Source organism: Kosakonia sp. S57, assembly GCF_016516575.1.
Classification (GTDB): Bacteria; Pseudomonadota; Gammaproteobacteria; order Enterobacterales; family Enterobacteriaceae; genus Kosakonia; species Kosakonia cowanii.
Genome location: NZ_JACVUL010000025.1, coordinates 17,763 through 42,754 on the forward strand (window position 1 = coordinate 17,763; position 24,992 = coordinate 42,754).

Here is a 24,992-nt window from a genome sequence, read left to right on the forward strand (position 1 = left end):
GCGGCGGGGTTTACACCCTCCCGCTTCGCGCGTTAGCATGCCTTTTTACTCTCAGGAAGCGCGTATGAGCCTGTTTCAACGATTGAAAGCTTTTCTTCTCGCGCTTCGTCAGCGCCGCTACCCCTGGCCTGCATTAGACGTTGAGTTGCCCGGCGACCGGCACCTTCACCTGGTCGGCAGTATTCATATGGGCACCCACGGCATGGCGCCGCTGCCCGTCGCGTTGCTGCAAAAGGTGCGCGAGGCCGATGCGCTGATTGTCGAGGCGGATATCGCCGGTTCCGACTCGCCGTTTGCTAACCTTCCTGACGCCGACCCGCTCGACACCCGCCTCAGCCCGGCGCTGCTCGCTTCGTTAGAGAGCACGCTGGAGAGCCTGTCGTTAAGCCGTGCGGCATTTGAGACGCGCCCGGCCTGGCACATCGCGCTGGTGTTACAAGCAACGCAGGCGCAGCGGCTCGGGCTGCGGTCCGATTACGGCATCGACTACCAGCTTTTACAAGCAGCGCAGCGTTTTAATGTGGCGATCATGGAGCTGGAGGGCATCACCAGCCAGCTCGATATTTTGCGCCAGCTGCCGGACGAGGGTAGCGAACTGTTGCAGGACACCCTCACCCACTGGCATGAGAATGCGCGCCTGTTACAGGTAATGATGAGCTGGTGGCTGGAGAGCCCGCCGCACGACGAAAACCTGAGTCTCCCCTCAACCTTTAGCCAGCCGCTGCACGATGTGCTGATGCATCAGCGTAACCGCGCATGGTGCGACTATCTGTTCCGCCTGCCGCCGGGGCGCTATGTGGTGGCCGCAGGCGCGCTGCATCTCTATGGCGACGGCAATCTTCCCGCGCTGTTAGCGGAAAAAATGGCTCATTAGCGCAAGATGCTACTATTTTCCCGGGTGGGTGCAGGCGTATGCTTACGGCGTGAAAACGCTTGATAAGAAGGATTATTATGACGCCCGCCGTAAAGTTACTGGAAAAAAATGGCATCGCTTTTCAACTCCACAGCTACGATCACGACCCTAACGAGACCAACTTCGGCGATGAAGTGGTGCGCAAGCTGGGGCTGGATGCCGACAGGGTTTATAAAACGTTGCTGGTAGCGGTCAACGGCGATATGAAGCAGTTAGCCGTGGCGGTGACGCCGGTGGCCGGGATGCTCGATTTGAAGAAGGTTGCTAAAGCGCTGGGCGCGAAAAAAGTTGATATGGCAGATCCGCTGGTAGCGCAGCGCACCACCGGCTATCTGGTGGGCGGTATCAGCCCGCTGGGGCAGAAAAAACGCCTGCCGACGCTGATCGATGCGCCCGCACAAACCTTCGACACCATCTATATCTCCGGCGGTAAGCGCGGGCTGGATATTGAACTGGTGGCGAGCGATCTGGCGAAACTGCTGGGTGCGCAATTTGCCGATATCGCCCGCCGCGAGTGAGGCGCTACTGCCAGCTCACTTCGCCTTTCGGTTCGTAAGCATTCACATCCAGCGGTGAGTTGTTCTGGATGAACTCTTTCAGCACTTCAGCATCGATAAAGCCGGTGTTCACATATCCGGCTTTATCATCCAGCCGCGGATAACCATCACCGCCAGTGGCGTTGAAGCTCAGGGTCGCCAGACGGTAGCTTTTCGCCGCATCCAGCGGTTCACCTTTGATCTTCACGTCGCTCAGCTGGCCGCCTTTCGCTACAAAACTGACGTTGGCAAACTGCGGGTAGGCGCCGGAATCGGGCTTCATCTGCGCCACGGCTGTCAGGTAATCCAGCAGCTCTTTACCACTGAGATTAACGTAGGCGACGGTGTTGCCGAAGGGCTGCACTTTCAGCACATCTTTATAGGTGATATCGCCCGCTTCAATGCTGTCGCGAACGCCACCACCGCTCATCACCGCCAGATCCGCGCCGGTGCGCGCCATCTGTGCGGCGAGAAGGACCCGCGCCAGGTTGGTCTGCACAAAGCGCACTTTGCTGCGATCCCCTTCAAGACGGCCCGTCGTACTGCCAATCTTCACGCCCAGCTGCGCTTTGCCTTTGTTCTGGAACGGCGTCAGCAGCGAGAGCATCTGCCCGTTTTCAGCAATTTCCGGCGTATAGAGCACGCGTTCGCTCTTGCCGTTGTCATAGGTCACTTTCTTCTTCAGGTTGACCGGAATGAGCTGGTAGCGCACCAGTTTCATCTCGCCGTTACGGAACTGGAAATCCGCGCGACCAACGTATTTACCCCACTCATGGGCCTGCACAATCCAGGTACCGTTTTGCTGATCCGGTGCGCACGGTGTGCCGGGCACATAATCGGCCTGTTTTTTATTCTCCGAGGCCATGCAGACCGGATCCTGTGAGTGACCGCCCACAATCAGCGCCAGCGCCCCTTTCGGCAGGCTGCGCGCCATTTCGACGTCGCCCGGCGCGTTGGAACCATGCTCGCCGTTGTCGTAATGACCCATATGGGTGGTGGCGATAATCACATCCGGTTTTTCATTTTGATTCAGTTCATCAATGACCAGCTTCGCTTCGGCGGCCGGTTGGCGGAACTCGATATCAGTGAAGTACTCCGGGTTGCCGATTTTGGCCGTGTCGTCGGTGGTCAGGCCGATAACAGCAATTTTCAGCCCTTGACGGTTGAAGATCATCCACGGCTTAAAGAGGCGCTGATTGGTGCTCTTCTGGTAGATATTGGCGGAGAGGAAGGGGAACTTCGCCCACTTCTCCTGCTGGCGCAGGACGCTCATCGGGTTATCGAACTCGTGGTTGCCGACCGCCATTGCGTCATAACCGATAAGGTTCATGCCGCGGAAATCGGGCTCGGCATCCTGTAAATCAGACTCCGGTACGCCGGTATTGATGTCACCGCCTGAAAGCAGCAGCACGCTGCCGCCCTGCGCCGCCACCTCTTTGCGAATACCGTCCACCAGCGTCTTCTGCGCCGAGAGGCCATATTCGCCATACTCGCTGCGCCAGAAGTGGCCGTGGTGGTCGTTCGTGTGCAGGATGGTGATGTTATAGGTTTTATCCTGCTCGTAAGCCTGCGCCGACAGGCTTAATGCGCCCAGCGCCGCCAGCAGGCTCACCGTAATGCTCTTCTTTAACACGCTCATGCTTCTCTCCCTGACCCCATTGGTGAAAGGAGAAAATACAGCGCTCGTCAATAATAGACAAATAAGTTCTGGTGACTATGACGGGCAGCGTTTATTGCGCGTCACTTTTTATTTCCCGCCTGCCCCTTCATTGTTCATAAAAGAGACACAACCGCAATCTTGCAGGCGCGTGAATGCAACAAGCGTAACGATGCACGGTTGCATTGAATGAGCAGGCAGAAAGCGCATCTTCCCCTGTTTGCACAGGATGATCACCATATTCGCTCACCATCACGCTGACTTACCTGCCTTTCTGCCCGGGGAAAGCCCTGGTTTTCTCTGCCGCTTATCCTTTAAAACGGCGATAGCTCCCTTAGTTATGTTATGGCAGAGCCGGTTGGCGATTTTTTTCATCCAGATTGCTGTTTTCTTCATAATTCAACAATTATTAACAAACGCGGCCGGCAAAATTGTCATAAACTGTAACTCAGCTATCGGTCGACGACCGTGGGATCCACGCATCAACGAAAGGAGACGGAATGCATCACGCCACACCGCTTATTACCACCATTGTCGGCGGGCTTGTGCTCGCTTTTATCCTCGGCATGATTGCCAACAAACTGCGTATTTCCCCTCTGGTGGGTTACTTATTAGCGGGCGTGTTATCGGGGCCGTTTACGCCGGGTTTTGTGGCGGATACCAAACTGGCACCTGAACTCGCAGAGCTGGGCGTGATACTGCTGATGTTCGGCGTCGGCCTGCACTTCTCCCTGAAGGATTTGATGGCGGTAAAGGCCATCGCCATTCCCGGCGCGATCGCACAGATAGCCGTGGCGACGCTGCTGGGTATGGCGCTCTCTGCCGGGCTTGGCTGGTCGCTGATGACCGGCATCGTCTTTGGTCTCTGTCTCTCAACCGCCAGTACCGTGGTGCTGCTGCGCGCCCTTGAGGAGCGACAGCTGGTGGATAGCCAGCGCGGGCAGATTGCCATCGGCTGGCTGATCGTTGAAGACCTGGTGATGGTGTTAACGCTGGTGCTGTTGCCAGCGGTGGCGGGCATGATGGAGAAAGGCGATGTCGGCCTTGCCTCGCTGGCGGTGGATATGGGTATTACCATCGGTAAAGTGGTGGCCTTTATCGCTATTATGATGCTGGTTGGCCGCCGCCTGGTGCCGTGGATCATGGCGCGCAGCGCCGCGACCGGCTCCCGCGAGCTGTTTACCCTTTCGGTGCTGGCGCTGGCGCTCGGTATCGCTTTCGGCGCGGTTGAGCTGTTTGATGTCTCCTTCGCTCTCGGTGCCTTCTTCGCCGGGATGGTGCTTAATGAGTCCGAGCTGAGCCACCGTGCGGCCCACGACACGCTGCCGCTGCGCGACGCTTTTGCCGTGCTCTTCTTCGTCTCCGTCGGCATGCTCTTCGATCCGATGATCCTTGTCGATCAGCCACTGGCGGTGCTGGCAACGCTGGCAATTATTGTCTTTGGTAAATCGGCGGCGGCTTTTCTGCTGGTGCGCATGTTTGGCCACTCGCCGCGTACCGCATTAACCATCGCCGCCAGCCTCGCGCAGATTGGTGAGTTTGCCTTTATTCTTGCAGGGCTGGGGATGGCGCTGGATCTGCTGCCGCAGGAGGGGCAAAACCTGGTGCTGGCAGGGGCGATCCTGTCGATTATGCTCAACCCAATCCTCTTTACGATCCTCGAGAAGTATCTCGATAAGACCGAGACGCTGGAGGAGCAGACGCTGGAAGAGGCGACGGAAGATGAGAAGCAGATCCCGGTTGATATCTGCAACCATGCGCTGCTGGTCGGCTTTGGCCGCGTCGGCAGCCTGCTCGGCGAGAAGCTGATTGCCCAGGGCATTCCGCTGGTGGTGATTGAAACCTCCCGCACGCGGGTGGATGAGCTGCGCGAGCGCGGTGTCCGCGCGGTGCTGGGCAATGCGGCGAATGAAGAGATTATGAATCTGGCGCATCTGGATTGCGCCCGCTGGCTGCTGTTGACCATTCCGAACGGCTATGAAGCGGGTGAGATTGTCGCCACCGCGCGCGAGAAGTGCCCGAACATTGAGATTATCGCCCGCGCCCATTATGACGATGAGGTGGATTACATCAGCGAACGCGGTGCAAACCAGGTGGTGATGGGTGAGCGCGAGATCGCCAATACGATGTTGAATATTCTGGCGAATACGCCAGCAGGAAATGAAGCCGCGGAAACCGCGTAGGCCGGATAAGCGGTATGCGCCATCCGGCAATTGGCCTGGCATGTTGCATTGGTGGGATCGTTCCGTTCACCAGGTGTTCGGGAGTTTCATTAACCTCTTATGCGGTGAACGGGATAAGGGAAGCGGCCGCGCTCCCCTTATCAATCCCCGCGGCCCCGCAAGGAAATCGGTGCTGCGCACTGCGCTCACCTCCCGCGTGCCTGACTGCGGCCGGCTCGACTCGACATCCTGTCTCGGTTCGCCTCTGTCCGCCATCCCTGGCGTCCAGACCTTGTCATTCCCGCTTCGGTTCGCCGATTTCAGCGGGGACACAACACCCTCGCTGTCATATTAGAGATAAAAGCAAAGTCGGTATCGCTGATAGATTGCCGGATGGCGCTGGCGCTTATCCGGCCTACGCCGTTTCAGCGGGCTACGCTTTTGTAGGCCGGATAAGGCGGAGCCGCCATCCGGCAATCGGTGCCGCGGTGAGAATGCCGGATGGCGCGTAACCGCTTATCCGGCCTGGGCCGTTTCAGCGGCTTCGTTACTGGCCTTTTCCTTAACGCTCCCAGTACGCCTCTTCGAGGCTATCTTCCCGCTCCGGCAGGCCGCGGGTTAAGCGCGGGGAGTGCTGGTTCAGCACCTGGTAACTGACGCGGTTCGCGTATTTGCACACCTGCGCCAGCGACGAGTAGGTCAGCCAGCTGAAGTTATGCTTACTGGAGTTTGGCACGTTGTTACGGTGATAGTTATTAGCGGTAATATCATGCAGCAGCGCCGCCAGCGCGCCATCGCCTGCGCCGTTGGTGTTCATGATCTTCTCCGGCCCGCCCATATAAGGGGCGATATGGGAGTAGATGCGCAGCGGATGCTCGCAATCCTTATGGCGGATCGCACGGCTAAACTCATGCTGGTTAAATTCGGCAATCGCGCCTGGCAGCAGCGGGTGCTGGGTTTTGCGCTTCGCCTCATCTTCGGTAAAGCCCGCCATATATAAGCCAACAGGCCCGGCGGTGCAGAGCACCAGATCGACCCAGTCCAGCGCTTTATCCGCCGCCATCAGCGGATCGCTCTCACCGGTCAGAGCGTGCCCCTCCTCTTCATTCATCGCCAGAATCGAGACGTTCTCTTTGAGGAAGTCGCGCCACCACGGCACGTTGTCAGCGATAACGTATTTGGTACCCAGCGTCAGCACCACCGGCACATTGTGCTTTTTGGCATAGGCCACCGCCTGCATGGTCGCCTCCGGCATCGGTTCACCGGGCTTACAGCGCACTAAATAGGAGGAGAGCACCAGCGCGGAGGCACCAGCAATCACCTCTTCGGGAATACTTTCCGGGCGCAGCTGGTTCATATGACCGGGGCTGATGGCGAAGGTGCGCTCACCGCTGTCGCTGACCAGCGTAAAGCAGCGGCCAATCGCCCCCTCAACGCCCTGCAGGTAGTTAAGATCGGTACGGCTGGAGGTGTTGCAGAGGTAACGGTAAGCGTAACCGCCGATTTGCACGTTATCGCACATCACGCCCAGTAAAACCGAGCGGTCATCGGCCAGCACCGAGTAGTTGTGCAGGGTGTTGCCAATGGTGCCGCCCGCAAACTGGTGGGTAATCAGGTTATTGCTTACCAGTTCCTGATAGAGCGCTTCGGCGACATCATCGGCGATCACCAGCGAATGGCCAGCACTGAGGCCGAAACGTGCGATAAACGCATCATCCACTTTCGCTTCGATATCCACCAGCGTCTGGTCGATACCGACCACCCAGCTGGTGCCGGTTTCGCTCTCAGGCTGGATTTGCTGCAATAAGGGGTCGCGGGCGTTGACGGGGAAATAGTGTTTGGACTTACGTTTACCGGGAAATTTCATCTTTGTGCTACGTGCAATACATTCGGGCCGTGCATGGTATCACACTCGGCCCGCGCAGCGATCAGCGATATTTGGCCGTTAAGTTGACCATCATCTCAATATGCTCCGGTGAATCATTCAGCGCAGGAATGTATTCATACTTTTCGCCCCCGGCTTCGAGGAAGAACTCGCGGTTCTGCACGGCGATCTCCTCCAGCGTCTCCAGGCAGTCGGCGGCAAAGCCCGGTGACATCACCTGAATATGCTTCACGCCCTTCTCACCGAGCATTTTCAGCGTCTCATCGGTGTAAGGCGTCAGCCACGGTTCGCGGCCGAATCGCGACTGGAAGGTCATCATCACCTTCTCCGGCGGCAGGTCGAGAGCGGAAACCAGCTCACGGGTGGTATCGCGGCAGCGCTGCGGGTAATCATCCCCCTGCGCGGCGTAACGCTGCGGAATACCGTGGTAAGAGAGCAGAAGCAGATCCGGTTCGCCATGCTGCGCAAACGAGGCGCGCACGCTGTTCGCTAACGCCGCGATGTAGTCTGCATTATCGGCGTAGTCGCGAATAAAGGAGATGCCGGGGATAAAGCGTTTTTTGCCGAGAATACGCGCCAGCTCATCCCAGACGGCGGCAACCGTCGAGCAGGAGTACTGCGGATAGAGCGTAAGCACAACGATATGTTCGACGCCCTGCGCCATCAGCGCCTCGACCGCGCTCTCCAGCAACGGTGAACCGTAGCTCATGCCGAGCGCGACGGGAACATCCGGCAAACGCGCCGCCAGGGCTTTTTCCTGCCTGCGGCTGTAGACCATCAAGGGTGAGCCCTCTTCCATCCAGACGGATTTGTAGAGTTTCGCCACGCGGGGAGAACGAATAGGCAGGATCACGCCGCGTAACAGCGGCCACCACAGCAAGCGGGGCGCATCGACCACGCGTCTGTCGCTTAAGAACTGCCGCAGATACCGTTTAACGGCCTGGGGGGTGGGTGCATCGGGGGTGCCGAGATTGGCCAACAAAATGCCCGTTTTTGCCTGACTCATTCGCGCCTCTTAACCATTTAACTGGTTGATTATTGTAGCCGAAAAGCGGGTAAACGGAACCAATTGCTGTGATTGATAGTTTCCCCCGACACATAGCCGGGGGAAATGGAAATTACCCGAGGATTTTTTCCAGTTCAGCGCGCACGTCGCTAACCGCTTTGGTGCCGTCAACTTTAACGTACCGGGTGTTACCCGCTTGCGCTTCTTTCTGATAGTAACCGATCAGCGGAGCCGTCAGCTGATGGTATTCGACCAGGCGCTTACGCACGGTCTCTTCCTGGTCGTCTTTACGGGTGGTCAGCTCTTCGCCGGTCACATCATCCTTCCCTTCCTCTTTCGGCGGGTTGTATTTGATGTGGTAAACGCGGCCAGAGGCAGCGTGAACGCGACGACCGACGATACGATCGACAATCAGCTCGTCCGGCACGGCGAATTCCAGCACGAAATCGACGTTGATACCGGCTTCTTTCATCGCATCCGCCTGCGGAATGGTGCGCGGGAAACCGTCCAGCAGGAAGCCATTGCGGCAATCTTCCTGGGCGATACGCTCTTTCACCAGCGCAATAACCAGCTCGTCGGTGACCAGCTTGCCAGCGTCCATGATATCTTTCGCCTGTTTACCCAGCTCGCTGCCAGATTTTACTGCGGCACGCAGCATGTCACCCGTAGAGATTTGCGGAATACCGTATTTCTCCATGATGAACTGCGCCTGAGTTCCTTTACCTGCGCCCGGGGCGCCCAGCAGAATAATACGCATTGCGAAAATCCCCTCAAATGTTGGTTCAATTTTTCAAAAGCGCTAAAAGATACCATCAAGAGGAGGCAGGCTCAAGAAAGGCGCGGACGCTGAAACGGTAATGCTACCTTTTTCTTAAACGGCAAAAGCGGGAATAAAAAAGGGAGGCGCGGTGGCCTCCCTGGTGCTGCTTACGAAACCAGCAGCTGGTTCATGCGGCGAATAAACTGGTTTGGATCTTCCAGCGTACCGCGTTCGGCGAACAGCGCCTGGTCGAGCAGCAGTTCAACCCACTGGTTAAACTGCCCTTCGTCCTGGGTATCCGCCGCGCGTTTCACCAGCGCGTGATCCGGGTTCAGTTCGAAGATGTATTTCACTTCCGGCGCGCTCTGGCCAGCCGCGGCAAACAGCTTCGCCATCTGCGTGCTCATCTCATCAGCGTCGGTCACCACAACGGCTGGCGTATCGGTCAGACGGTGAGTCAGACGCACCTCTTTCACGCGCTCGCCGAGCAGGGTTTTCACACGCTCAACAAACGGCTCCAGCGCTTTTTCCGCTTCTTTGGTGGACTCATCCACTTCGTCAGCCAGTTTGTCCAGCGAAGCATCGGCTTTCGCTACAGACTGGAATGGCTTACCGTCGAATTCGGTCAGGTAGCTCATCATCCACTCATCAATGCGGTCGGAAAGCAGCAGTACTTCGATGCCTTTCTTACGCAGCAGCTCGAGGTGCGGGCTGCTCTTCGCCGCGGCGTAGCTGTCGGCGGTGATGAAGTAGATCTTCTCCTGGCCCTCTTTCATGCGCGAGACGTACTCTTCCAGCGACACGGTCTGTGCGGAGGAGTCGTTGTGCGTGGAGGCAAAACGCAGCAGTTTGGCGATGGTTTCCAGGTTGCCGCTGTCTTCGCCGGTCCCCTCTTTCAGCACCAGGCCGAACTGCTGCCAGAAGGTCTGGTATTTTTCCGCGTCATCTTTCGCCAGTTTTTCCAGCATTTGCAGTACGCGTTTGGTCAGCGCAGTGCGCAGGCTGCGGGTAACGCTGCTGTCCTGCAGAATTTCACGGGAGACGTTAAGCGGCAGATCGTTGGAGTCGACCAGCCCGCGTACGAAACGCAGATAGTTCGGCATAAACTGCTCGGCTTCGTCCATGATAAAGACGCGCTGCACGTAGAGTTTCAGGCCGTGCTTGTGATCGCGGTTCCACATATCCCACGGCGCCTGCGACGGGATATAGAGCAGGCTGGTGTACTCCTGCTTCCCTTCAACGCGGTTATGGCTCCAGATCAGCGGATCGCTGTAATCATGGGAGATATGTTTGTAGAACTCGTTGTACTCGTCATCTTTGATTTCAGACTTGTTACGCGTCCACAGCGCCTGCGCTTTGTTGATCTTCTCCCAGGTGACAACGGTTTCGCCGTCTTTCTCTTCCTGTTTTTCGATCTCAACCGGCAGCGCGATATGGTCGGAGTATTTGCTGATGATGGAGCGCACGCGCCAGTCGTTGAGGAAATCATCTTCCCCTTCGCGCAGATGCAGGGTGATCTCGGTACCGCGATCGGCTTTGGTGATATCGGCAACGGTGTATTCGCCCGCGCCTTCCGATTCCCAGAAGACGCCGTTTTCGGCGCTTTCGCCCGCCGCGCGGGTGCGCACGGTCACTTTGTCAGCAACGATAAATGCCGAGTAGAAACCCACGCCGAACTGACCGATCAGCTGGCTATCTTTCGCCTGATCGGAACCCATTGATTCGAGGAAGGCTTTGGTGCCGGATTTAGCAATTGTCCCCAGATGGTCAATCACTTCATCGCGGTTCATGCCGATACCGTTATCGGCGATGGTCAGGGTACGTTTCTCTTTGTCGAAGGAGACGCGCACGCGCAGGTCGCCGTCGCCTTCATAAAGATCGGGTTTGGAGAGCGCGCGGAAACGCAGTTTATCCGCCGCATCCGAGGCGTTGGAGATAAGCTCACGCAGGAAGATTTCTTTGTTGGAATAAAGAGAGTGGATCATCAAATGCAGAAGCTGTTTTACTTCTGACTGGAAGCCACGTGTTTCTTGTCCTTTCATTGGGAAAACCTCAACAATGCCATTTACAAGGTGGAAAAAGCGTTGAGGGAGAAGTGGGGATAACGACGGGGAATTTCAAGCGGAGGCAAAAATTTCTGCCCCCGTCTGGTTAAAAACGAATCTTGTGACGCCCGGCGAGAGAGTGGGAAAGCGTGGTGCCATCCACCATCTCCAGCTCGCCGCCCACCGGCACGCCGTGGGCGATACGGCTGGCTTCCACGCCATATTGCCCGCACAGCTCGGCAATATAGTTGGCGGTCGCCTCCCCTTCCACCGTCGGGTTGGTGGCGAGGATCACCTCCTGAATCTTTTCAGATTCGAGGCGCTGCTCGAGCCGGTCGAGACCGATATCATCCGGCCCGATACCGTCCAGCGGCGACAGGTGGCCCATCAGCACAAAGTAGCGACCGGAAAACTGACCGGTTTGCTCAATGGCGTAGATGTCCGCCGGGCTTTCCACCACGCAGATTTGACCGTTTTCCTGACGTCGCGGGTTGGTGCAGATGTTACACACCTCCTGCTCGGTAAAGGTGCGGCAATCCGCGCAGTGACCAATCTCCGACATCGCCCGGGTGAGCGCCTGCGCGAGGCGCATGCCGCCGCTGCGATCCCGCTGCAGCAGCGTAAATGCCATGCGCTGCGCCGACTTCGGGCCAACGCCCGGCAGACAGCGCAACGCTTCCATAAGCTGCGTTAACAGCGGACTGGTTTGCATCAGAACGGCATCTTAAAGCCTGGCGGCAGGGACATACCGGAAGAGACAGAGGCCATCTTCTCTTTCTGCGTCTCTTCAATGCGGCGTGCAGCATCGTTGAATGCAGCGGCGACCAGATCTTCCAGCATCTCTTTGTCGTCTTCGAGCAGGCTCGGATCGATCTCCACGCGACGGCAGTTATGCGCGCCGTTGATGGTCACTTTCACCAGACCCGCGCCTGATTCGCCGGTCACTTCCAGCTGCGCGATCTCTTCCTGCACTTTCTGCATCTTTTCTTGCATCTGCTGGGCCTGTTTCATCAGGTTACCCAGACCGCCTTTTCCAAACATAGGCTTCTCTCTTTAGCTGTGGTGACTGACCAGGGTGATAAGTCACATTCAGGGTTGAAAACGGGAAGTATCGCTCTTCCTGTCAAAGGGGGCGGATACTCTCTTCATCCAGATCCGCATCGAAAAAGCGCTGCAGGGTCTGGATATTGTTATCCGCAATAATCGACTCGCGCGCCTGCGCGAGCTTCTCTTCATAGATGGCCTGACGCCACTCCAGCGGCGTACGCACCGCCGGATTATCATCTTCAATAATAGTCAGTTCAACCGTCGAACCGTGCAATTCGCCGAGCGCCTCGCCAAGTGTCTTCACCGCGCCGGGCGAATGGAGATGGCGCTGGGCGCTGCGAAGGTGCAGAGTGATGCGCGCGCCATCCTGCTCTTTCCAGGCATTTAGCGCCACCTGCTCGACCAGTTTAGGCAATTTCAGCAGACTCACCTCTTTTGCCCACGCGTCGCGCTCGATCGCCTCTTCTGCCAACTTCTTCGCCAGCTCCGGCGTTTTCTCGTGCTCAAGCGCCTTTTTCAGCGCTTTTGGCGTGGCGATGACCTCTTTTACCGTCTCAACGACGGTGGTCGCTTTCCAGCGATAGGCCTCTTTTTTCACCGGCTTGTTGTCGGCCGTTGCCGCCGCCGGGCGGGACTGTACGCGCTCGGTGACAGAGGCGAGCCTCTCCAGCGCGGCGTTACTCACCGGCCGCGCGCGGGTTGCGGCTGCCGGTTCACTCTTTTTTGCTTTGTCTGCTCCCTGCGCCTGCTGCAGCTGTCTGCGCGCCGCCAGCACCTGGCTGGTAGAGGGCGGCAGCGGAACATCTTGCTGGGGGGCGGGCTGCGCCTGCGGTGCAGGGGCGACCTGCTGCGGCGACATCACCGCCGTCGGCGCGACCGGCGCAAACGAGGCTTGCTGCCCCTCTGGCGCAGGCAGCGGCGCGCGCGGGTGGAACGCCAGCGCGCGCAGTAAGGTCATCTCAACGCCCATCCGTCTGTCGGGCGCGAAGGGTAACTCTTTGCGGCCAATCAACAGCGTCTGGTAGTAGAGCTGAATATCGGCAGGCGGCACGGTGCGCGCGAGCTCGCGCAGACGGTGCTCCACCGATGCCATATCGCTGCCGAGTGCCGCCGGGGTGAGCTGAACCATGGCGATGCGGTGCAGCAGGCTCTGCATCTCCAGCAGCAGCGCGTCCCATTCGACGCCACGCGAGGCGGCATCATGGACCAGCGCCATTGCCCGCTCGCCGTTGGCAGCGATGACCGCTTCCACCAGGGAGAGCGCCTGATCGTCATTCAGCGTGCCGAGCATAGCGCTGACTACCGCAGCGGAAAGCTGGCCGTTGCCGCTGGCAATAGCCTGATCGGTCAGGCTCAGGGCATCACGCAGGCTGCCGTCGGCGGCGCGCGCCAGCAGTTGCAGCGCACGCGGCTCGGATTCGATCTTCTCATCAGCGAGAATATGTTCAAGCTGGGTGCGGATCTGATCGACATCCAGCGCTTTAAGATGGAACTGCAGGCAGCGGGAAAGGATCGTCACCGGCAGTTTTTGCGGATCGGTGGTCGCCAGCAGGAATTTAACGTGCGCGGGCGGCTCTTCAAGGGTTTTCAACAACGCGTTGAAGCTGTGACGCGAGAGCATGTGCACTTCGTCAATCAGATAGACTTTGAAGCGGCCACGCGCCGGCGCGTACTGGACGTTGTCCAGCAGATCGCGGGTATCTTCCACTTTGGTGCGCGACGCGGCGTCGATCTCAATCAGATCGACAAAACGGCCCTGCTCGATTTCACGGCAGTTATCGCAGACACCGCACGGTGTCGCCGTAATACCGGTTTCGCAGTTAAGCCCCTTCGCCAGCAAACGGGCAATAGAGGTTTTTCCGACGCCGCGGGTGCCGGAGAACAGATACGCATGATGAATGCGTCCTGATGTTAAGCCGTTCGCCAGTGCGGTCAGCACATGCTCCTGGCCGACGACGTCAGCAAAAGTTTGCGGTCGCCATTTTCGGGCTAAGACCTGATAACTCATTGGCAGGCTCTGAAACGCTGGAAGGTGGATTCACGAGGGGTAATGCTAACACAGCATCGGCTGAGAATGCACTTCATCCCTCAGGCGTGAGGGATGAAGGTACGCGGGATCAATGCCCCGGGAACGAGACCAGGCTGTAGCTAGTAACACCCTGTTTTTTCAGGCGCTCTTCGCCGCCCAGGTCGAACAGATTGATAATGAACGCCGCGTCGGTAACCTCGCCACCCAGACGGCGGATCAGTTTCACCGTCGCTTCGATGGTACCGCCGGTTGCCAGCAGATCGTCGACCACCAGCACGGTGTCGCCAGCCTGGATCGCATCAACATGGATCTCTAACTGATCGGTGCCATACTCCAGCTCATAACTCTCGCTGATAGTTTCACGCGGCAATTTACGCGGCTTACGTACCGGCACAAAGCCAACGCCGAGGCCTAACGCCACCGGCGCGCCGAACAGGAAGCCACGCGCTTCGGTACCAACAACTTTAGTGATCCCGGCGTTTTTGTAACGCTCAACCAGCAGTTCAATGCTGAGGGCGTACGCCTTCGGGTCTTCCAGCAAACTGGTGACATCACGGAACAGGATGCCCGGCTTCGGGTAATCCTGAATGCTTTTGATGCTGTTTTTGAGAAATTCAAGCTGCTGCGCAGTCGCTGTCATGGATATTTGCCTGATAGAAACGGTATTACTCACGGGACGTATGATAAAGGCTCAATTGGCCTCTGGTTAAGCTTTAACCAGTCGACCCCGTGCTCGAAAACGCTCGAATTTACTGGCAGTGAGCGAGAATTGCAACTGCCATCGCAGCGCATTAGGTTTTTTGTTGCTTTGCATCAACCACCGGTATCCGCCAGAGAAAAATCAGCAGACACGCGAGGATGATCAGCAGCAAAACGCGCACCCACATCATCTTCACAAAATAGAGCGAGACCGCGAAGGTCAGAAGCGTAATAACAATCGCGCGCGGCTTTGCGCCGGGCGGCATGGCGTGATACTGCTGCCAGTGCCGCAGATAGCCGCCAAACCAGGAGCGGTAGAGCAGCCAGTGATGAAAACGCGGCGACGAGCGGGCAAAACACCAGGCGGCCAGCAGGATAAAAGGTGTGGTCGGTAAAACGGGCAGAACGACACCCAGGGTGCCGAGCACTACCGCCAGCCAGCCAATGATGATTAAAATAGTGCGTTGCATAGTGCTAATCGTTGCCGGAATAAGCGGCTAATGTACCATAATCGCCGTGAAAAAGAGGGAATGAGAGATGAAAAGCGACGCGCTTTTAGAGAGGCTGGAGCAGCAACTTGCCCGGTTACGCCAGCAGGCCGCGCCGCTGGCGGATCACTTCACCGTCAGCGCCCGTTTTGATCGCCATCTTTTTCAGACAAAAGATACACGCATGCGTGCTTATCTTAATGAGACCGATAAAAACCTGGCGGCGCTGCGCGAGACTGTGGCGCGCAACCATTTGCCGCAGGCGCTCTGGCTGGCGGAGCATTTAACTGCACAAATCGCCGCGCTGACGCGGGAGAGCGCCGTCTGGCCACTACGCCAATGGGATCACGCCTCGCCCGGCATTACGCGCTGGCAGCGGCGGCGCTTGCAGCATCAGGAGTATGAGCGCCGCCTGCAGGCGATGAAAAATGAGCGTAACGTGCGTTTAGTGTCGGTTACTACACTTGCCGAACAGCAGAAGCTGCATAAAGAAGTGGAAGCATTAGATGTCCGGCTCGGCCGCTGTCGCAAAGCGCTGGAAAATATTGAGCGCGTGCTGGCGCGTTTAACCCGTTAACCAAGGAGAGAAGATGTCGCTGGAAAATGCCCCGGATGAGGTCAAGCTGGCGGTCGATCTGATTATGCTGCTTGAACAGCATGAGATCGCCCCCGATCTGGTGTTAAAAGCGCTGGAGATCGTCAAACGGGATTTTGAACAGAAGCAGTTACAGCCGGCAGCCCCCCTTCCCTGAGGAAGAGGGGCTAACCATTACGGCGCTTCAGGGGTCGGATCGTCGCCCTTTATCTCGCGCTTCACTTCCGTTAACTCGTCACCCTTCTCATTGCGCAGGTGCACTTCGAGCTGGTTGAAGGCGATATTGATGTCGTTTTCCCGGCACATGCGATCGATGGTGCGGTTAAGCTCATCCACCGTATAGCTGCGATCGCGAAGTTCACGCACATAGAGACGCAGCTCGTGATCCAGCGTGCTCGGCCCGAAGGTGGTAAAGAAGACCGCCGGTTCCGGGTCGTGCATCACTTTCGGGTGATCCATCGCCGCCTTCAGCAGCACCTTCTTCACTTTCTCCAGATCGGAGCCATAGGCCACACCGATACGGATCACCACGCGGGTGATGGTATCGGAGAGCGACCAGTTGATCAGCCGCTCGGTCACAAAGGCCTTGTTCGGGATAATCACCTCTTTGCGATCGAAGTCGGTGATGGTTGTCGCACGAATACGGATCTTGCTGACCGTGCCAGAGAAGGTGCCGATGGTGACGGTATCGCCGATACGGACCGGGCGCTCAAACAGGATAATCAGGCCGGAGACAAAGTTACCGAAGATCTCCTGCAACCCGAAGCCGAGACCGACCGACAACGCCGCCGCCAGCCACTGCAACTTATCCCACGAGACACCGAGCGATCCGAAGACTGTTAACGCCCCGACCGCAATAATGACGTAGTTCAGAATAGTGGTGACGGCGTAGGAGGAGCCCTGGCGCATATTGAGACGCGACAGGACTAACACTTCAAGCAGACCCGGCAAGTTGCGGATCAGTGCCCAGGCCACCACAAAGGCGATAATCGCAAACAGCAGGCTGCCGAGAGTAACGCTCTTGGTCACCGCCGCCCCCGCTTCGGTGCCGTTGTAGTGCCACAGCGTAATGCTGTCGAGGTAGGCAAACACGGTGATCAAGTCTGACCAAATCGCCCAGAAGACCACGCCAAACAGCGCCACCATCACCAGCATGGTGATGCGCAGTGTCTGCTGGTTAACCTGCTCCAGCGCAATAGTTGGCTCTTCCGGCGGCTCGGCGCCTTCCGCGCCCTCTTTCACCATATTCTGGCGACGCGCCAGCGCACGGCGATAGGCAATACGCCGCGCCGCTACGCTCAAACCGCGCAGCACCGTCTGGTAGAGCAAGTTCCAGATAATCACCAGGTAGACGGTTTCAATCCAGCGCCCGGCAAGGCGCAGCGTGGTGTAGAAGTAACCGGTCGCGGTCAGCACCATTAAGGCAATCGGCACAATCGCCAGCACCGTAACGGTGACCAGGCGCAGCGCATGGGACTCTTTATCGTGCCAGCTTTCGCGGAACATCGGCCACACCAGCGCGGTGATCACCAACAGGTTCAGCAGAATGACAAACTGCCCGAGCACATCATCCATCAGATGCAGCGGCGACAGCTCAGAGACCACCGACCAGAAGTGGAGCGGCAGCAGCGCGAGGCTGATGCGCACAATCTGCCGCCGCCAGTGGCTGGTCAGCTGCGCTGGCATGCCAAAGTGGTTAACGGCAACGCCCTCTTTCTCCAGCACTTTCCAGCACAGGCCAAAGACCAGCCAGAAGAGCGCCAGCTTCTTACTGAATGCCCACAGCAGTTCGCTGATATTGAGCTGCATGGTAAGCAGAATCAGCCCCGCCGCCAGAATCAGCAGGCAGACCGGCAAGGCGCGGATCAGATCGATGAGGATCGCTTTTGGCGTATGCAGCTGGCTGTCGCTGCGAAGCTGCCCAACCTGCTCCGCCAGCTTTGCCTGATACTTTTTCAGCCAGCGCAAACGCCAGCGGATAAGCCCGGCAATCAGCAGCAGCGGCAGCCCGGCGAGAAACGCGATCGCCACCGCCGGCAGCGCTTTTTCCCAGTTGACGGTAATGTGGGTGCCTTTGATCTCATCGCGCAGGGTCTGCGGGAAGGCTTTGATCCACTCCCAGTCCATCGGCTTGTTGCTGTTTACCCAGAAGATTTGCTGGGTCAGGATCTCCTGCAGGCTTTTTGACACGCTCATCAACTGCTGCTGATTGACCTGCAGGTTAATGGCCATCATCAGCTGGTTGCCGAGCTGCTTGTTCAGTTGATCGAGCAACTCACGGCGCATATCGACCACCTGCAACAGCGCGTCGTGTACTTCGTCGTTGACTTCGCTCTGGTGGCCCTCTTCCAGTTTGGCGACGAAGTTCTCGTTCTGGAACAGCGCGTCACGCTTCTGGTTGATGTCGAACTGCTCCAGACGCAGATCCGCAATGCGGTTGGTCATATCCTCAAGCTCATCGGCTGAGGGCAGCGTCTGCTGTTGCTGATAGAGGATGCGCGACAGTAGCAGGCTCCCCTTCAGCACCGAAATTTGTTCTTTAATATTGCGCTCGGATTGCAGGGCGCGGTCGAGCCAGTTCTTCACTTTGATATTCTGCTGCACCAGCGCGTTGCCGCTTTCGGTGGCTTCAATCAGCTTCTGGCTCAGCTGGTGGTTAATCTCCAGCTCCTGGCTCACCAGCGGGTTCGCCTGAATGCGCGCGGTATCATCCGGCGTCACCGCCTCCTGCGCCGTCTTCTCCGTCAACGTCAGACGTTTGCTGTTGACTGCTTCCTGCAATAACTGAAGCTGGTGTTCGAGGCGGTTACTGTTTGCGGTGACATAATCCCGCTGCTTCTGCAGCGTATCCTGCAAAGTGGTATTGCCTTCGAGGCTTTTGCGCAGCTGTTCAATTTGCGCATTAAGCAGGGTTTGCTGAGCCTGTAACAGCGTTTGCTGCGTCGGGCGCAGGGCGCCTTCGCCGGCAACCGTGCCGTTCAGACGGTTGCGGATCTCCTGCAACTGCTGCGAAGCGCTGTACATCGCATTCTGTACGCGCTCCGGCTGCGTCTGCAGCGACACCAGCTGGCTGTTGTAATTGGAGAGATCGTTCTGCGCGGTTTGCAGATCTTCAAGCAGCTGCGAAACGCGCGACTCCAGTTGACGAAGCGAGAGCGTGGCAAGGGTTTTGCGCGTCTCCTCATCGCTGTCTTTATCATTCAGCGCGTTGAGAGCATCGGTAGCCTGACGCAGCTGTTCCGGCGCCTGCGCCACTTTCTGCTTCAGCAGCGCGGTCTCCTGCTTGACGCGGTCGATTTTATCCAGCGTATCAAGAGTCTCATTGAGATCCTGAATAACCAGCTTCTCCTGCGCGGAGTGATCTTTTTGTTTATTGAGTGCGTCGAGCTGATTCTGCACTTCGCTGCGCGAAGGCAAATCACTTCCGCTCTGTGCGGACGCCGCCAGGCTTGAGAAGCTGATAAAAATAAGAAACAGTGCGGCGGCAAATGCTGCGAACGGGTTAGGTGTGCGATTGGTGTGCAACATAATTTGAGCGATCGTTGTCTGTTCGGGAAAGCGGCCGGAGTGGCCACGCGCGAAGAATATCACGCGTGCAGACAACTACCTAGAAGAGTGAGCGGCCTCCAGGAGAAATCCTGGCGGCCTGCTTATGCCTTGAGAGCCGGCGTGTCGTCGCGCAGCGTCGGGCAGAACTGGCACATCTCCAGCAGGATGGCGACGTAGGCGCGCGCCTCTTTTTTCAGATCGAAAGATTGCGGCGCAAAGAGCCAGTTTTCCATAATTCCGGAGACATAGGCGCGCATCAGCACCGCGACACGGCGGGTTAAAAGATTAGCGGGCAATAATTTCGCCTGAATACATTCAGTGAGTGTATTTTCAATGCGATCGTAACTTTCCAGACATAAATCGCGCTGCGCCTCCTGCACCACCGCCATTTCGCCGACAAACTCGCATTTATGGAAGATAATTTCCATCATCAGCCGACGCCGCTCTTCGACAACGGTGGCTTCGAGAATATAAACCAATATTTCTCTTAATACTGAGAGTGGATCGCCAGGGAATTTTGCCCGATACTCAGTTTCAAGATCTCCAATACTGGACTCCGACAGTTCCCAAATTTCACTAAACAAATCTGACTTGTTTTTGAAATGCCAGTAAATCGCGCCGCGAGTTACTCCTGCCGCCTGCGCAATTTCAGCCAGCGAAGTTGATGAAACGCCCTGCCGGGAAAACAGCCGCATGGCAACATCAAGAATGTGTTGTCGCGTCTCAAGCGCCTGTTGTTTGGTTTTTCGTGCCATATGTCGGTGAATTTACAGGAGTCAGATTTACATACATTTGTGAATGTTTGTACCATAGCACGACCATAATATAAACGCAGCAATGGGTTTTTGGGCCTTTGATCCATTGATCAATTTGAAATCGGACACTCGAGGTTTACTTATGAACATAAACAGAGGGCTAACGCCTCTGGCGGTCGTTCTGATGCTTTCGGGCAGCTTAGCGCTTACAGGATGTGACGATAAACCTGCGCAGCAGCAGCAGGGAGCCGGCCAGGCGCCGGAAGTCGGCGTGGTAACGGTGAAAGCGGCACCTCTGCAGATCACCACCGAGCTGCCGGGTCGCACCACTGCATATCGCATTGCTGAAGTCCGTCCGCAGGTTAGCGGCATTATTTTGAAGCGCAACTTTACCGAAGGCAGTGACGTCGAAGCGGGTGTCTCGCTCTATCAGATTGATCCAGCGACCTATCAGGCCGCCTACGACAGTGCGAAAGGCGATTTAGCCAAAGCGCAGGCAGCGGCGAATATCGCGCAGATGACCCTGAACCGTTATAAGAAACTGTTGGGCACCAAATACATCAGCCAACAGGATTATGATACGGCGCAGGCAGACGCGCAGCAGGCAAACGCCACGGTTATCGCCGCAAAAGCTGCGGTCGAGAACGCGCGCATCAACCTGGCTTACACCAAAGTCACCTCCCCAATTAGCGGCCGCACCGGTACCTCTACCGTTACCGAAGGTGCGCTGGTGCAGAGCGGGCAGACCACTGCGCTGACCACCGTGCAGCAGCTTGATCCGATCTACGTCGATGTCACCCAGTCCAGCAACGATTTCCTGCGCCTCAAGCAGGAGATGGCTAACGGTTCGCTGAAGCAGGATAACGGCAAAGCGAAAGTGGAGCTGGTGACCAACGACGGCATGAAATATGACCAGTCCGGTACCCTTGAGTTCTCTGGCGTAACCGTCGATCAGACCACCGGTTCAATCACCCTGCGCGCCGTGTTCCCTAACCCGGACCACACGCTGCTGCCGGGTATGTTCGTGCGCGCCAAGCTGGAAGAAGGGGTTAACCCGAACGCCCTGCTGGTTCCGCAACAGGGTGTGACCCGTACGCCGCGCGGTGACGCAACGGCGATGGTGGTAGGTGAAGGCGACAAAGTTGAAATCCGCAATATCACCGCGACCCAGGCCATTGGCGACAAGTGGCTGGTTACCGATGGCCTGAAAAGCGGCGATCGCGTGATCATCGAAGGGTTACAAAAAGTCAAACCTGGCGTGCAGGTCAAGGCCCAGGAAGTGACATCTGACAAGAAAGAGCAAGCCCAGGCCAACGGCCAGTCAGAGCAACCGAAGTCTTAACTTAAACAGGAGCCGTTAAGACATGGCTAAGTTTTTTATCGATCGCCCCATATTTGCGTGGGTTATCGCGATTATCATCATGCTGGCGGGGGCGCTATCGATCCTCAAATTGCCGGTGGCGCAGTATCCAACGATTGCGCCACCTGCGGTTCAGATCACCGCTTCTTACCCGGGTGCTGATGCGAAAACGGTGCAAGACACCGTAACGCAGGTTATCGAACAGAACATGAACGGTATCGATAACCTCCTTTATATGTCCTCCACCAGTGACTCCTCTGGTACGGTCCAGATCACCATCACCTTTGATTCCGGTACTGATGCGGATATCGCGCAGGTTCAGGTGCAGAACAAACTGCAGCTGGCGATGCCGCTTCTGCCGCAGGAAGTGCAGCAACAGGGCGTGAGCGTTGAGAAATCGTCCAGTAGCTTCCTGATGGTGCTCGGTATGATCAGTACCGACGGCTCAATGAAGCAGGAAGATATTGCCGACTATGTGGGCGCGACCATTAAAGATCCGGTCAGCCGTACCAAAGGCGTGGGTGACGTTCAGCTGTTCGGCGCGCAGTATGCGATGCGTATCTGGATGGACCCGAACAAGCTCAATAACTTCCAGCTGACCCCAGTTGACGTGATCACGGCTATTAAAGCGCAGAACGCCCAGGTCGCGGCCGGGCAGTTGGGCGGTACGCCGCCGGTGAAAGGGCAGCAGCTGAACGCCTCGATCATCGCGCAGACCCGTCTCACCTCGACCGACGAGTTTGGCAAAATTCTGCTGAAAGTGAACAGCGATGGTTCGCAGGTTCGCCTGCGCGACGTGGCGAAGATTGAGCTGGGCGGCGAAAGCTACGACGTTGTCGCACGCTACAACGGTCAACCGGCAGCGGGTCTGGGTATCAAACTGGCGACGGGTGCTAACGCACTGGATACCGCAGAAGCGGTACGCGCCACCATTGCCGGTCTCGAACCTTTCTTCCCGCACGGTCTGAAAGTGGTTTACCCGTACGACACCACCCCGTTCGTTAAGATCTCCATTAACGAAGTGGTTAAAACGCTGGTTGAAGCGATCGTGCTGGTCTTCCTGGTCATGTATCTGTTCCTGCAGAACTTTCGCGCGACGCTGATCCCGACCATTGCAGTGCCGGTGGTGCTGCTGGGTACCTTCGCCATTCTTAACGCCTTCGGCTACTCGATAAACACCCTCACCATGTTCGGTATGGTGCTGGCGATAGGCCTGTTGGTGGATGATGCCATCGTGGTGGTGGAGAACGTCGAACGTGTGATGATGGAAGAGGGTCTGCCGCCAAAAGAGGCAACCCGGCGTTCGATGGATCAGATTCAGGGCGCGCTGGTCGGTATTGCGCTGGTGCTGTCGGCGGTATTTATTCCGATGGCCTTCTTCGGCGGCTCTACCGGCGCAATCTATCGTCAGTTCTCCATTACCATTGTTTCCGCGATGGTGCTGTCGGTGATTGTAGCGCTGATCCTGACGCCGGCACTCTGTGCCACCATGCTGAAACCGGTCGCCAAAGGCGATCACGGCGAGCATAAAAAAGGCTTCTTCGGCTGGTTTAACCGCATGTTCGATAAGAGCACGCACCACTACACCGACAGCGTGGGCAATATCCTGCGCAGCACCGGTCGTTATCTGCTGCTCTATATTGTTATCGTTGCGGGTATGGCGGTGCTGTTTGTCCGTCTGCCGAGTTCGTTCCTGCCTGATGAAGACCAGGGCGTGTTTCTGACCATGGCCCAGCTGCCTGCCGGCGCGACGCAAGAGCGTACGCAGAAGGTGCTGGACGAAGTGACGAAATACTACCTGGAGAATGAGAAAGCCAACGTTAACTCGGTCTTTACCGTTAACGGCTTCGGCTTCTCGGGCCGCGGGCAGAACACCGGTCTGGCGTTCGTTTCGCTGAAAAACTGGGATGAGCGTGCGGGTGAGGAGAACAAAGTTCCGGCAATTGCAGGTCGTGCCAGCGCGCACTTCTCGCAGATTAAAGATGCGATGGTCTTCGCCTTTAACCTGCCGGCAATTGTTGAACTGGGTACCGCAACCGGCTTCGACTTCCAGCTGATTGACCAGGCTAACCTCGGTCACGATAAGTTAACGCAGGCGCGTAACCAGCTGTTTGGCGAGATTGCGCAGCATCCGGATCTGCTGGTGGGCGTGCGTCCCAACGGTCTGGAAGATACGCCGCAGTTCAAGATCGATATCGATCAGGAGAAAGCGCAGGCGCTGGGCGTGTCGATTAGCGACATCAACACCACACTGGGCGCAGCCTGGGGCGGCAGCTACGTGAACGACTTTATCGACCGCGGTCGCGTGAAGAAGGTTTACGTTATGTCGCAGGCGAAATACCGCATGCTGCCAAACGATATTGGCAACTGGTATGTGCGCGCGACGGACGGTCAGATGGTGCCTTTCTCCGCGTTCTCTACTACCCACTGGGAGTATGGTTCACCGCGTCTGGAGCGTTACAACGGTCTGCCGTCAATGGAACTGCTGGGCCAGGCTGCACCGGGCCGCAGTACCGGTGAAGCGATGGATCTGATGGAGCAGCTGGCAAGTAAATTGCCAACCGGCATCGGTTTCGACTGGACCGGCATGTCCTATCAGGAACGCCTCTCCGGCAACCAGGCACCGGCGCTGTACGCCATTTCGCTTATCGTCGTCTTCCTCTGTCTGGCGGCGCTCTATGAGAGCTGGTCGATTCCGTTCTCGGTGATGCTGGTGGTTCCGCTTGGCGTTATCGGTGCCCTGCTCGCGGCGACGTTCCGCGGTCTTGGCAACGACGTTTACTTCCAGGTGGGCCTGCTGACAACCATTGGCTTGTCGGCGAAGAACGCGATACTTATCGTCGAATTCGCCAAAGATCTGATGGATAAAGAGGGCAAAGGGCTGATTGAAGCGACGCTTGAGGCAGTCCGTATGCGCCTGCGTCCGATTCTGATGACCTCGCTGGCGTTTATCCTTGGGGTACTGCCGCTGGTTATCAGTTCTGGTGCGGGCTCCGGCGCGCAGAACGCCGTAGGTACTGGCGTAATGGGCGGGATGATCACCGCGACCGTGCTGGCCATCTTCTTTGTTCCGGTATTCTTTGTGGTGGTTCGCCGCCGCTTCAGCCGCCGCAGTGAAGATGTTGAACACAGCCACAAGGTTGAACAGCACTGATCCTCTTTGCTGATATAAGAAAAGGCCGCGCATAGCGGCCTTTTTCTTTTTTACACTGTTGTGCTTTCCAACTCATCGGATCATTAAATACGTTATTGTTTAACTGATTAATTTATGCGTTGGCATTAAGGCATATAATCACTGTGTATTTGCGAATGTGCTATATTTTCCAGTAATAATCTTAAATTCTCTTAATATTACTTTAAGTCAGAAAAATCCTGGCAGAAAAATATTCTTATAAGCGGAATAATCGTACTCATGCTAACTTAATGAAATGTAAGGCAGTCCGCTGACTTACTTAGCGTTATGAGACGATTCGCATCGCTACTTTTCGCTGTGCCGCACCGCTTTT

19 protein-coding genes and 1 other annotated feature are annotated in these 24,992 nt (G+C 56.9%); of the genes, 7 read left to right on the top strand and 12 right to left on the bottom strand.

The window, feature by feature from the left end; translation table 11 throughout:
* The first annotated feature begins 64 nt into the window (after positions 1 to 64).
* Both IAE48_RS20285 and ybaK read left to right on the top strand, forming a co-directional pair.
* On the top strand, positions 65 to 874 hold the full coding sequence (locus tag IAE48_RS20285) for a TraB/GumN family protein (RefSeq protein ID WP_200135403.1): 810 nt from the start codon (positions 65 to 67) through the stop codon (positions 872 to 874).
* A gap of 77 nt (positions 875 to 951) precedes the next feature.
* Positions 952 to 1,431, top strand: a complete 480-nt coding sequence (gene ybaK / locus IAE48_RS20290) for a Cys-tRNA(Pro)/Cys-tRNA(Cys) deacylase YbaK (protein WP_200135404.1) — start codon at positions 952 to 954, stop codon at positions 1,429 to 1,431.
* 4 nt (positions 1,432 to 1,435) lie between these two features.
* Here ybaK and ushA read toward each other — a convergent pair whose 3' ends face one another.
* Positions 1,436 to 3,088, bottom strand: coding sequence for a bifunctional UDP-sugar hydrolase/5'-nucleotidase UshA (ushA, locus tag IAE48_RS20295; RefSeq protein ID WP_200135405.1), 1,653 nt, complete (start codon positions 3,086 to 3,088; stop codon positions 1,436 to 1,438).
* Positions 3,089 to 3,606: 518 nt separating this feature from the next.
* On the opposite strand from ushA, the gene ybaL reads away from it, so the two are divergent.
* Positions 3,607 to 5,289, top strand: coding sequence for a YbaL family putative K(+) efflux transporter (gene ybaL / locus IAE48_RS20300; RefSeq protein ID WP_054804529.1), 1,683 nt, complete (start codon positions 3,607 to 3,609; stop codon positions 5,287 to 5,289).
* A gap of 541 nt (positions 5,290 to 5,830) precedes the next feature.
* Here ybaL and IAE48_RS20305 read toward each other — a convergent pair.
* The 9 genes from IAE48_RS20305 to IAE48_RS20345 all read right to left on the bottom strand — a co-directional run bounded on the left by IAE48_RS20305 (position 5,831) and on the right by IAE48_RS20345 (position 15,209).
* A complete protein-coding gene (locus IAE48_RS20305) occupies positions 5,831 to 7,135 on the bottom strand; it encodes an inosine/guanosine kinase (RefSeq protein WP_200135406.1) in 1,305 nt (434 codons plus the stop codon).
* Positions 7,136 to 7,196: 61 nt separating this feature from the next.
* Positions 7,197 to 8,159, bottom strand: coding sequence for a ferrochelatase (hemH, locus tag IAE48_RS20310; RefSeq protein ID WP_200135407.1), 963 nt, complete (start codon positions 8,157 to 8,159; stop codon positions 7,197 to 7,199).
* Between the two features lie 112 nt (positions 8,160 to 8,271).
* Positions 8,272 to 8,916 carry an adenylate kinase gene (gene adk / locus IAE48_RS20315; protein ID WP_200135408.1) on the bottom strand — a complete coding sequence of 215 codons (645 nt, stop codon included), beginning with the start codon at positions 8,914 to 8,916 and terminating at the stop codon, positions 8,272 to 8,274.
* 170 nt (positions 8,917 to 9,086) lie between these two features.
* Positions 9,087 to 10,961, bottom strand: a complete 1,875-nt coding sequence (gene htpG, locus IAE48_RS20320; RefSeq protein WP_094419554.1) for a molecular chaperone HtpG — start codon at positions 10,959 to 10,961, stop codon at positions 9,087 to 9,089.
* A gap of 109 nt (positions 10,962 to 11,070) precedes the next feature.
* Positions 11,071 to 11,676 (bottom strand): recombination mediator RecR, encoded by a 606-nt coding sequence (gene recR, locus IAE48_RS20325; RefSeq protein ID WP_023478251.1) that lies wholly within the window; start codon positions 11,674 to 11,676, stop codon positions 11,071 to 11,073.
* Positions 11,676 to 12,005 carry a YbaB/EbfC family nucleoid-associated protein gene (locus IAE48_RS20330; RefSeq protein ID WP_023478246.1) on the bottom strand — a complete coding sequence of 110 codons (330 nt, stop codon included), beginning with the start codon at positions 12,003 to 12,005 and terminating at the stop codon, positions 11,676 to 11,678. The genes recR and IAE48_RS20330 overlap by 1 nt, the downstream gene beginning before the upstream one ends.
* Before the next feature lie 82 nt (positions 12,006 to 12,087).
* Positions 12,088 to 14,019: a DNA polymerase III subunit gamma/tau gene (dnaX, locus tag IAE48_RS20335; protein ID WP_200135409.1), complete on the bottom strand. Its 1,932-nt coding sequence runs from the start codon at positions 14,017 to 14,019 to the stop codon at positions 12,088 to 12,090.
* Positions 12,691 to 12,755 (bottom strand) — a sequence feature (DnaX frameshifting element). (Overlaps the previous gene by 65 nt.)
* Positions 14,020 to 14,128: 109 nt before the next feature.
* Positions 14,129 to 14,680, bottom strand: coding sequence for an adenine phosphoribosyltransferase (gene apt / locus IAE48_RS20340; protein ID WP_023478292.1), 552 nt, complete (start codon positions 14,678 to 14,680; stop codon positions 14,129 to 14,131).
* 151 nt (positions 14,681 to 14,831) lie between these two features.
* Positions 14,832 to 15,209, bottom strand: coding sequence for a DUF454 family protein (locus IAE48_RS20345; protein WP_200135410.1), 378 nt, complete (start codon positions 15,207 to 15,209; stop codon positions 14,832 to 14,834).
* A gap of 67 nt (positions 15,210 to 15,276) precedes the next feature.
* Between IAE48_RS20345 and priC the strand changes: the two genes are divergently transcribed.
* Both priC and rsmS read left to right on the top strand, forming a co-directional pair.
* The gene (gene priC, locus IAE48_RS20350; RefSeq protein ID WP_200135411.1) at positions 15,277 to 15,804 is read left to right on the top strand and encodes a primosomal replication protein N''; all 528 of its coding nucleotides are present in this window, start codon (positions 15,277 to 15,279) and stop codon (positions 15,802 to 15,804) included.
* A gap of 13 nt (positions 15,805 to 15,817) precedes the next feature.
* On the top strand, positions 15,818 to 15,979 hold the full coding sequence (gene rsmS, locus IAE48_RS20355; protein ID WP_023478300.1) for a pleiotropic regulatory protein RsmS: 162 nt from the start codon (positions 15,818 to 15,820) through the stop codon (positions 15,977 to 15,979).
* Positions 15,980 to 15,996: 17 nt separating this feature from the next.
* On the opposite strand, the gene mscK is transcribed toward rsmS, so the two are convergent.
* Positions 15,997 to 19,350 carry a mechanosensitive channel MscK gene (gene mscK / locus IAE48_RS20360; protein WP_200135412.1) on the bottom strand — a complete coding sequence of 1,118 codons (3,354 nt, stop codon included), beginning with the start codon at positions 19,348 to 19,350 and terminating at the stop codon, positions 15,997 to 15,999.
* A gap of 122 nt (positions 19,351 to 19,472) precedes the next feature.
* A complete protein-coding gene (gene acrR, locus IAE48_RS20365; RefSeq protein WP_023478285.1) occupies positions 19,473 to 20,126 on the bottom strand; it encodes a multidrug efflux transporter transcriptional repressor AcrR in 654 nt (217 codons plus the stop codon).
* A gap of 142 nt (positions 20,127 to 20,268) precedes the next feature.
* Here acrR and acrA point away from each other — a divergent pair, with 142 nt between their 5' ends.
* Positions 20,269 to 21,468 (top strand): multidrug efflux RND transporter periplasmic adaptor subunit AcrA, encoded by a 1,200-nt coding sequence (gene acrA / locus IAE48_RS20370; protein ID WP_042714476.1) that lies wholly within the window; start codon positions 20,269 to 20,271, stop codon positions 21,466 to 21,468.
* Positions 21,469 to 21,490: 22 nt separating this feature from the next.
* Positions 21,491 to 24,640 (top strand): multidrug efflux RND transporter permease subunit AcrB, encoded by a 3,150-nt coding sequence (acrB, locus tag IAE48_RS20375; protein WP_094419552.1) that lies wholly within the window; start codon positions 21,491 to 21,493, stop codon positions 24,638 to 24,640.
* Positions 24,641 to 24,992 lie beyond the last annotated feature (352 nt).

Excerpts from the sequence above, each read along its gene's own strand:
- acrB (WP_094419552.1), top strand. The coding sequence starts at position 21,491 with ATGGCTAAGTTTTTTATCGATCGCCCCATATTTGCGTGGGTTATCGCG.
- ybaK (WP_200135404.1), top strand. The coding sequence starts at position 952 with ATGACGCCCGCCGTAAAGTTACTGGAAAAAAATGGCATCGCTTTTCAA.
- mscK (WP_200135412.1), bottom strand. The coding sequence starts at position 19,350 with ATGTTGCACACCAATCGCACACCTAACCCGTTCGCAGCATTTGCCGCC.
- recR (WP_023478251.1), bottom strand. The coding sequence starts at position 11,676 with ATGCAAACCAGTCCGCTGTTAACGCAGCTTATGGAAGCGTTGCGCTGT.
- acrR (WP_023478285.1), bottom strand. The coding sequence starts at position 20,126 with ATGGCACGAAAAACCAAACAACAGGCGCTTGAGACGCGACAACACATT.
- IAE48_RS20305 (WP_200135406.1), bottom strand. The coding sequence starts at position 7,135 with ATGAAATTTCCCGGTAAACGTAAGTCCAAACACTATTTCCCCGTCAAC.
- apt (WP_023478292.1), bottom strand. The coding sequence starts at position 14,680 with ATGACAGCGACTGCGCAGCAGCTTGAATTTCTCAAAAACAGCATCAAA.
- ushA (WP_200135405.1), bottom strand. The coding sequence starts at position 3,088 with ATGAGCGTGTTAAAGAAGAGCATTACGGTGAGCCTGCTGGCGGCGCTG.
- hemH (WP_200135407.1), bottom strand. The coding sequence starts at position 8,159 with ATGAGTCAGGCAAAAACGGGCATTTTGTTGGCCAATCTCGGCACCCCC.
- htpG (WP_094419554.1), bottom strand. The coding sequence starts at position 10,961 with ATGAAAGGACAAGAAACACGTGGCTTCCAGTCAGAAGTAAAACAGCTT.
- acrA (WP_042714476.1), top strand. The coding sequence starts at position 20,269 with ATGAACATAAACAGAGGGCTAACGCCTCTGGCGGTCGTTCTGATGCTT.
- dnaX (WP_200135409.1), bottom strand. The coding sequence starts at position 14,019 with ATGAGTTATCAGGTCTTAGCCCGAAAATGGCGACCGCAAACTTTTGCT.
- priC (WP_200135411.1), top strand. The coding sequence starts at position 15,277 with ATGAAAAGCGACGCGCTTTTAGAGAGGCTGGAGCAGCAACTTGCCCGG.
- IAE48_RS20345 (WP_200135410.1), bottom strand. The coding sequence starts at position 15,209 with ATGCAACGCACTATTTTAATCATCATTGGCTGGCTGGCGGTAGTGCTC.
- rsmS (WP_023478300.1), top strand. The coding sequence starts at position 15,818 with ATGTCGCTGGAAAATGCCCCGGATGAGGTCAAGCTGGCGGTCGATCTG.
- IAE48_RS20330 (WP_023478246.1), bottom strand. The coding sequence starts at position 12,005 with ATGTTTGGAAAAGGCGGTCTGGGTAACCTGATGAAACAGGCCCAGCAG.
- adk (WP_200135408.1), bottom strand. The coding sequence starts at position 8,916 with ATGCGTATTATTCTGCTGGGCGCCCCGGGCGCAGGTAAAGGAACTCAG.
- ybaL (WP_054804529.1), top strand. The coding sequence starts at position 3,607 with ATGCATCACGCCACACCGCTTATTACCACCATTGTCGGCGGGCTTGTG.
- IAE48_RS20285 (WP_200135403.1), top strand. The coding sequence starts at position 65 with ATGAGCCTGTTTCAACGATTGAAAGCTTTTCTTCTCGCGCTTCGTCAG.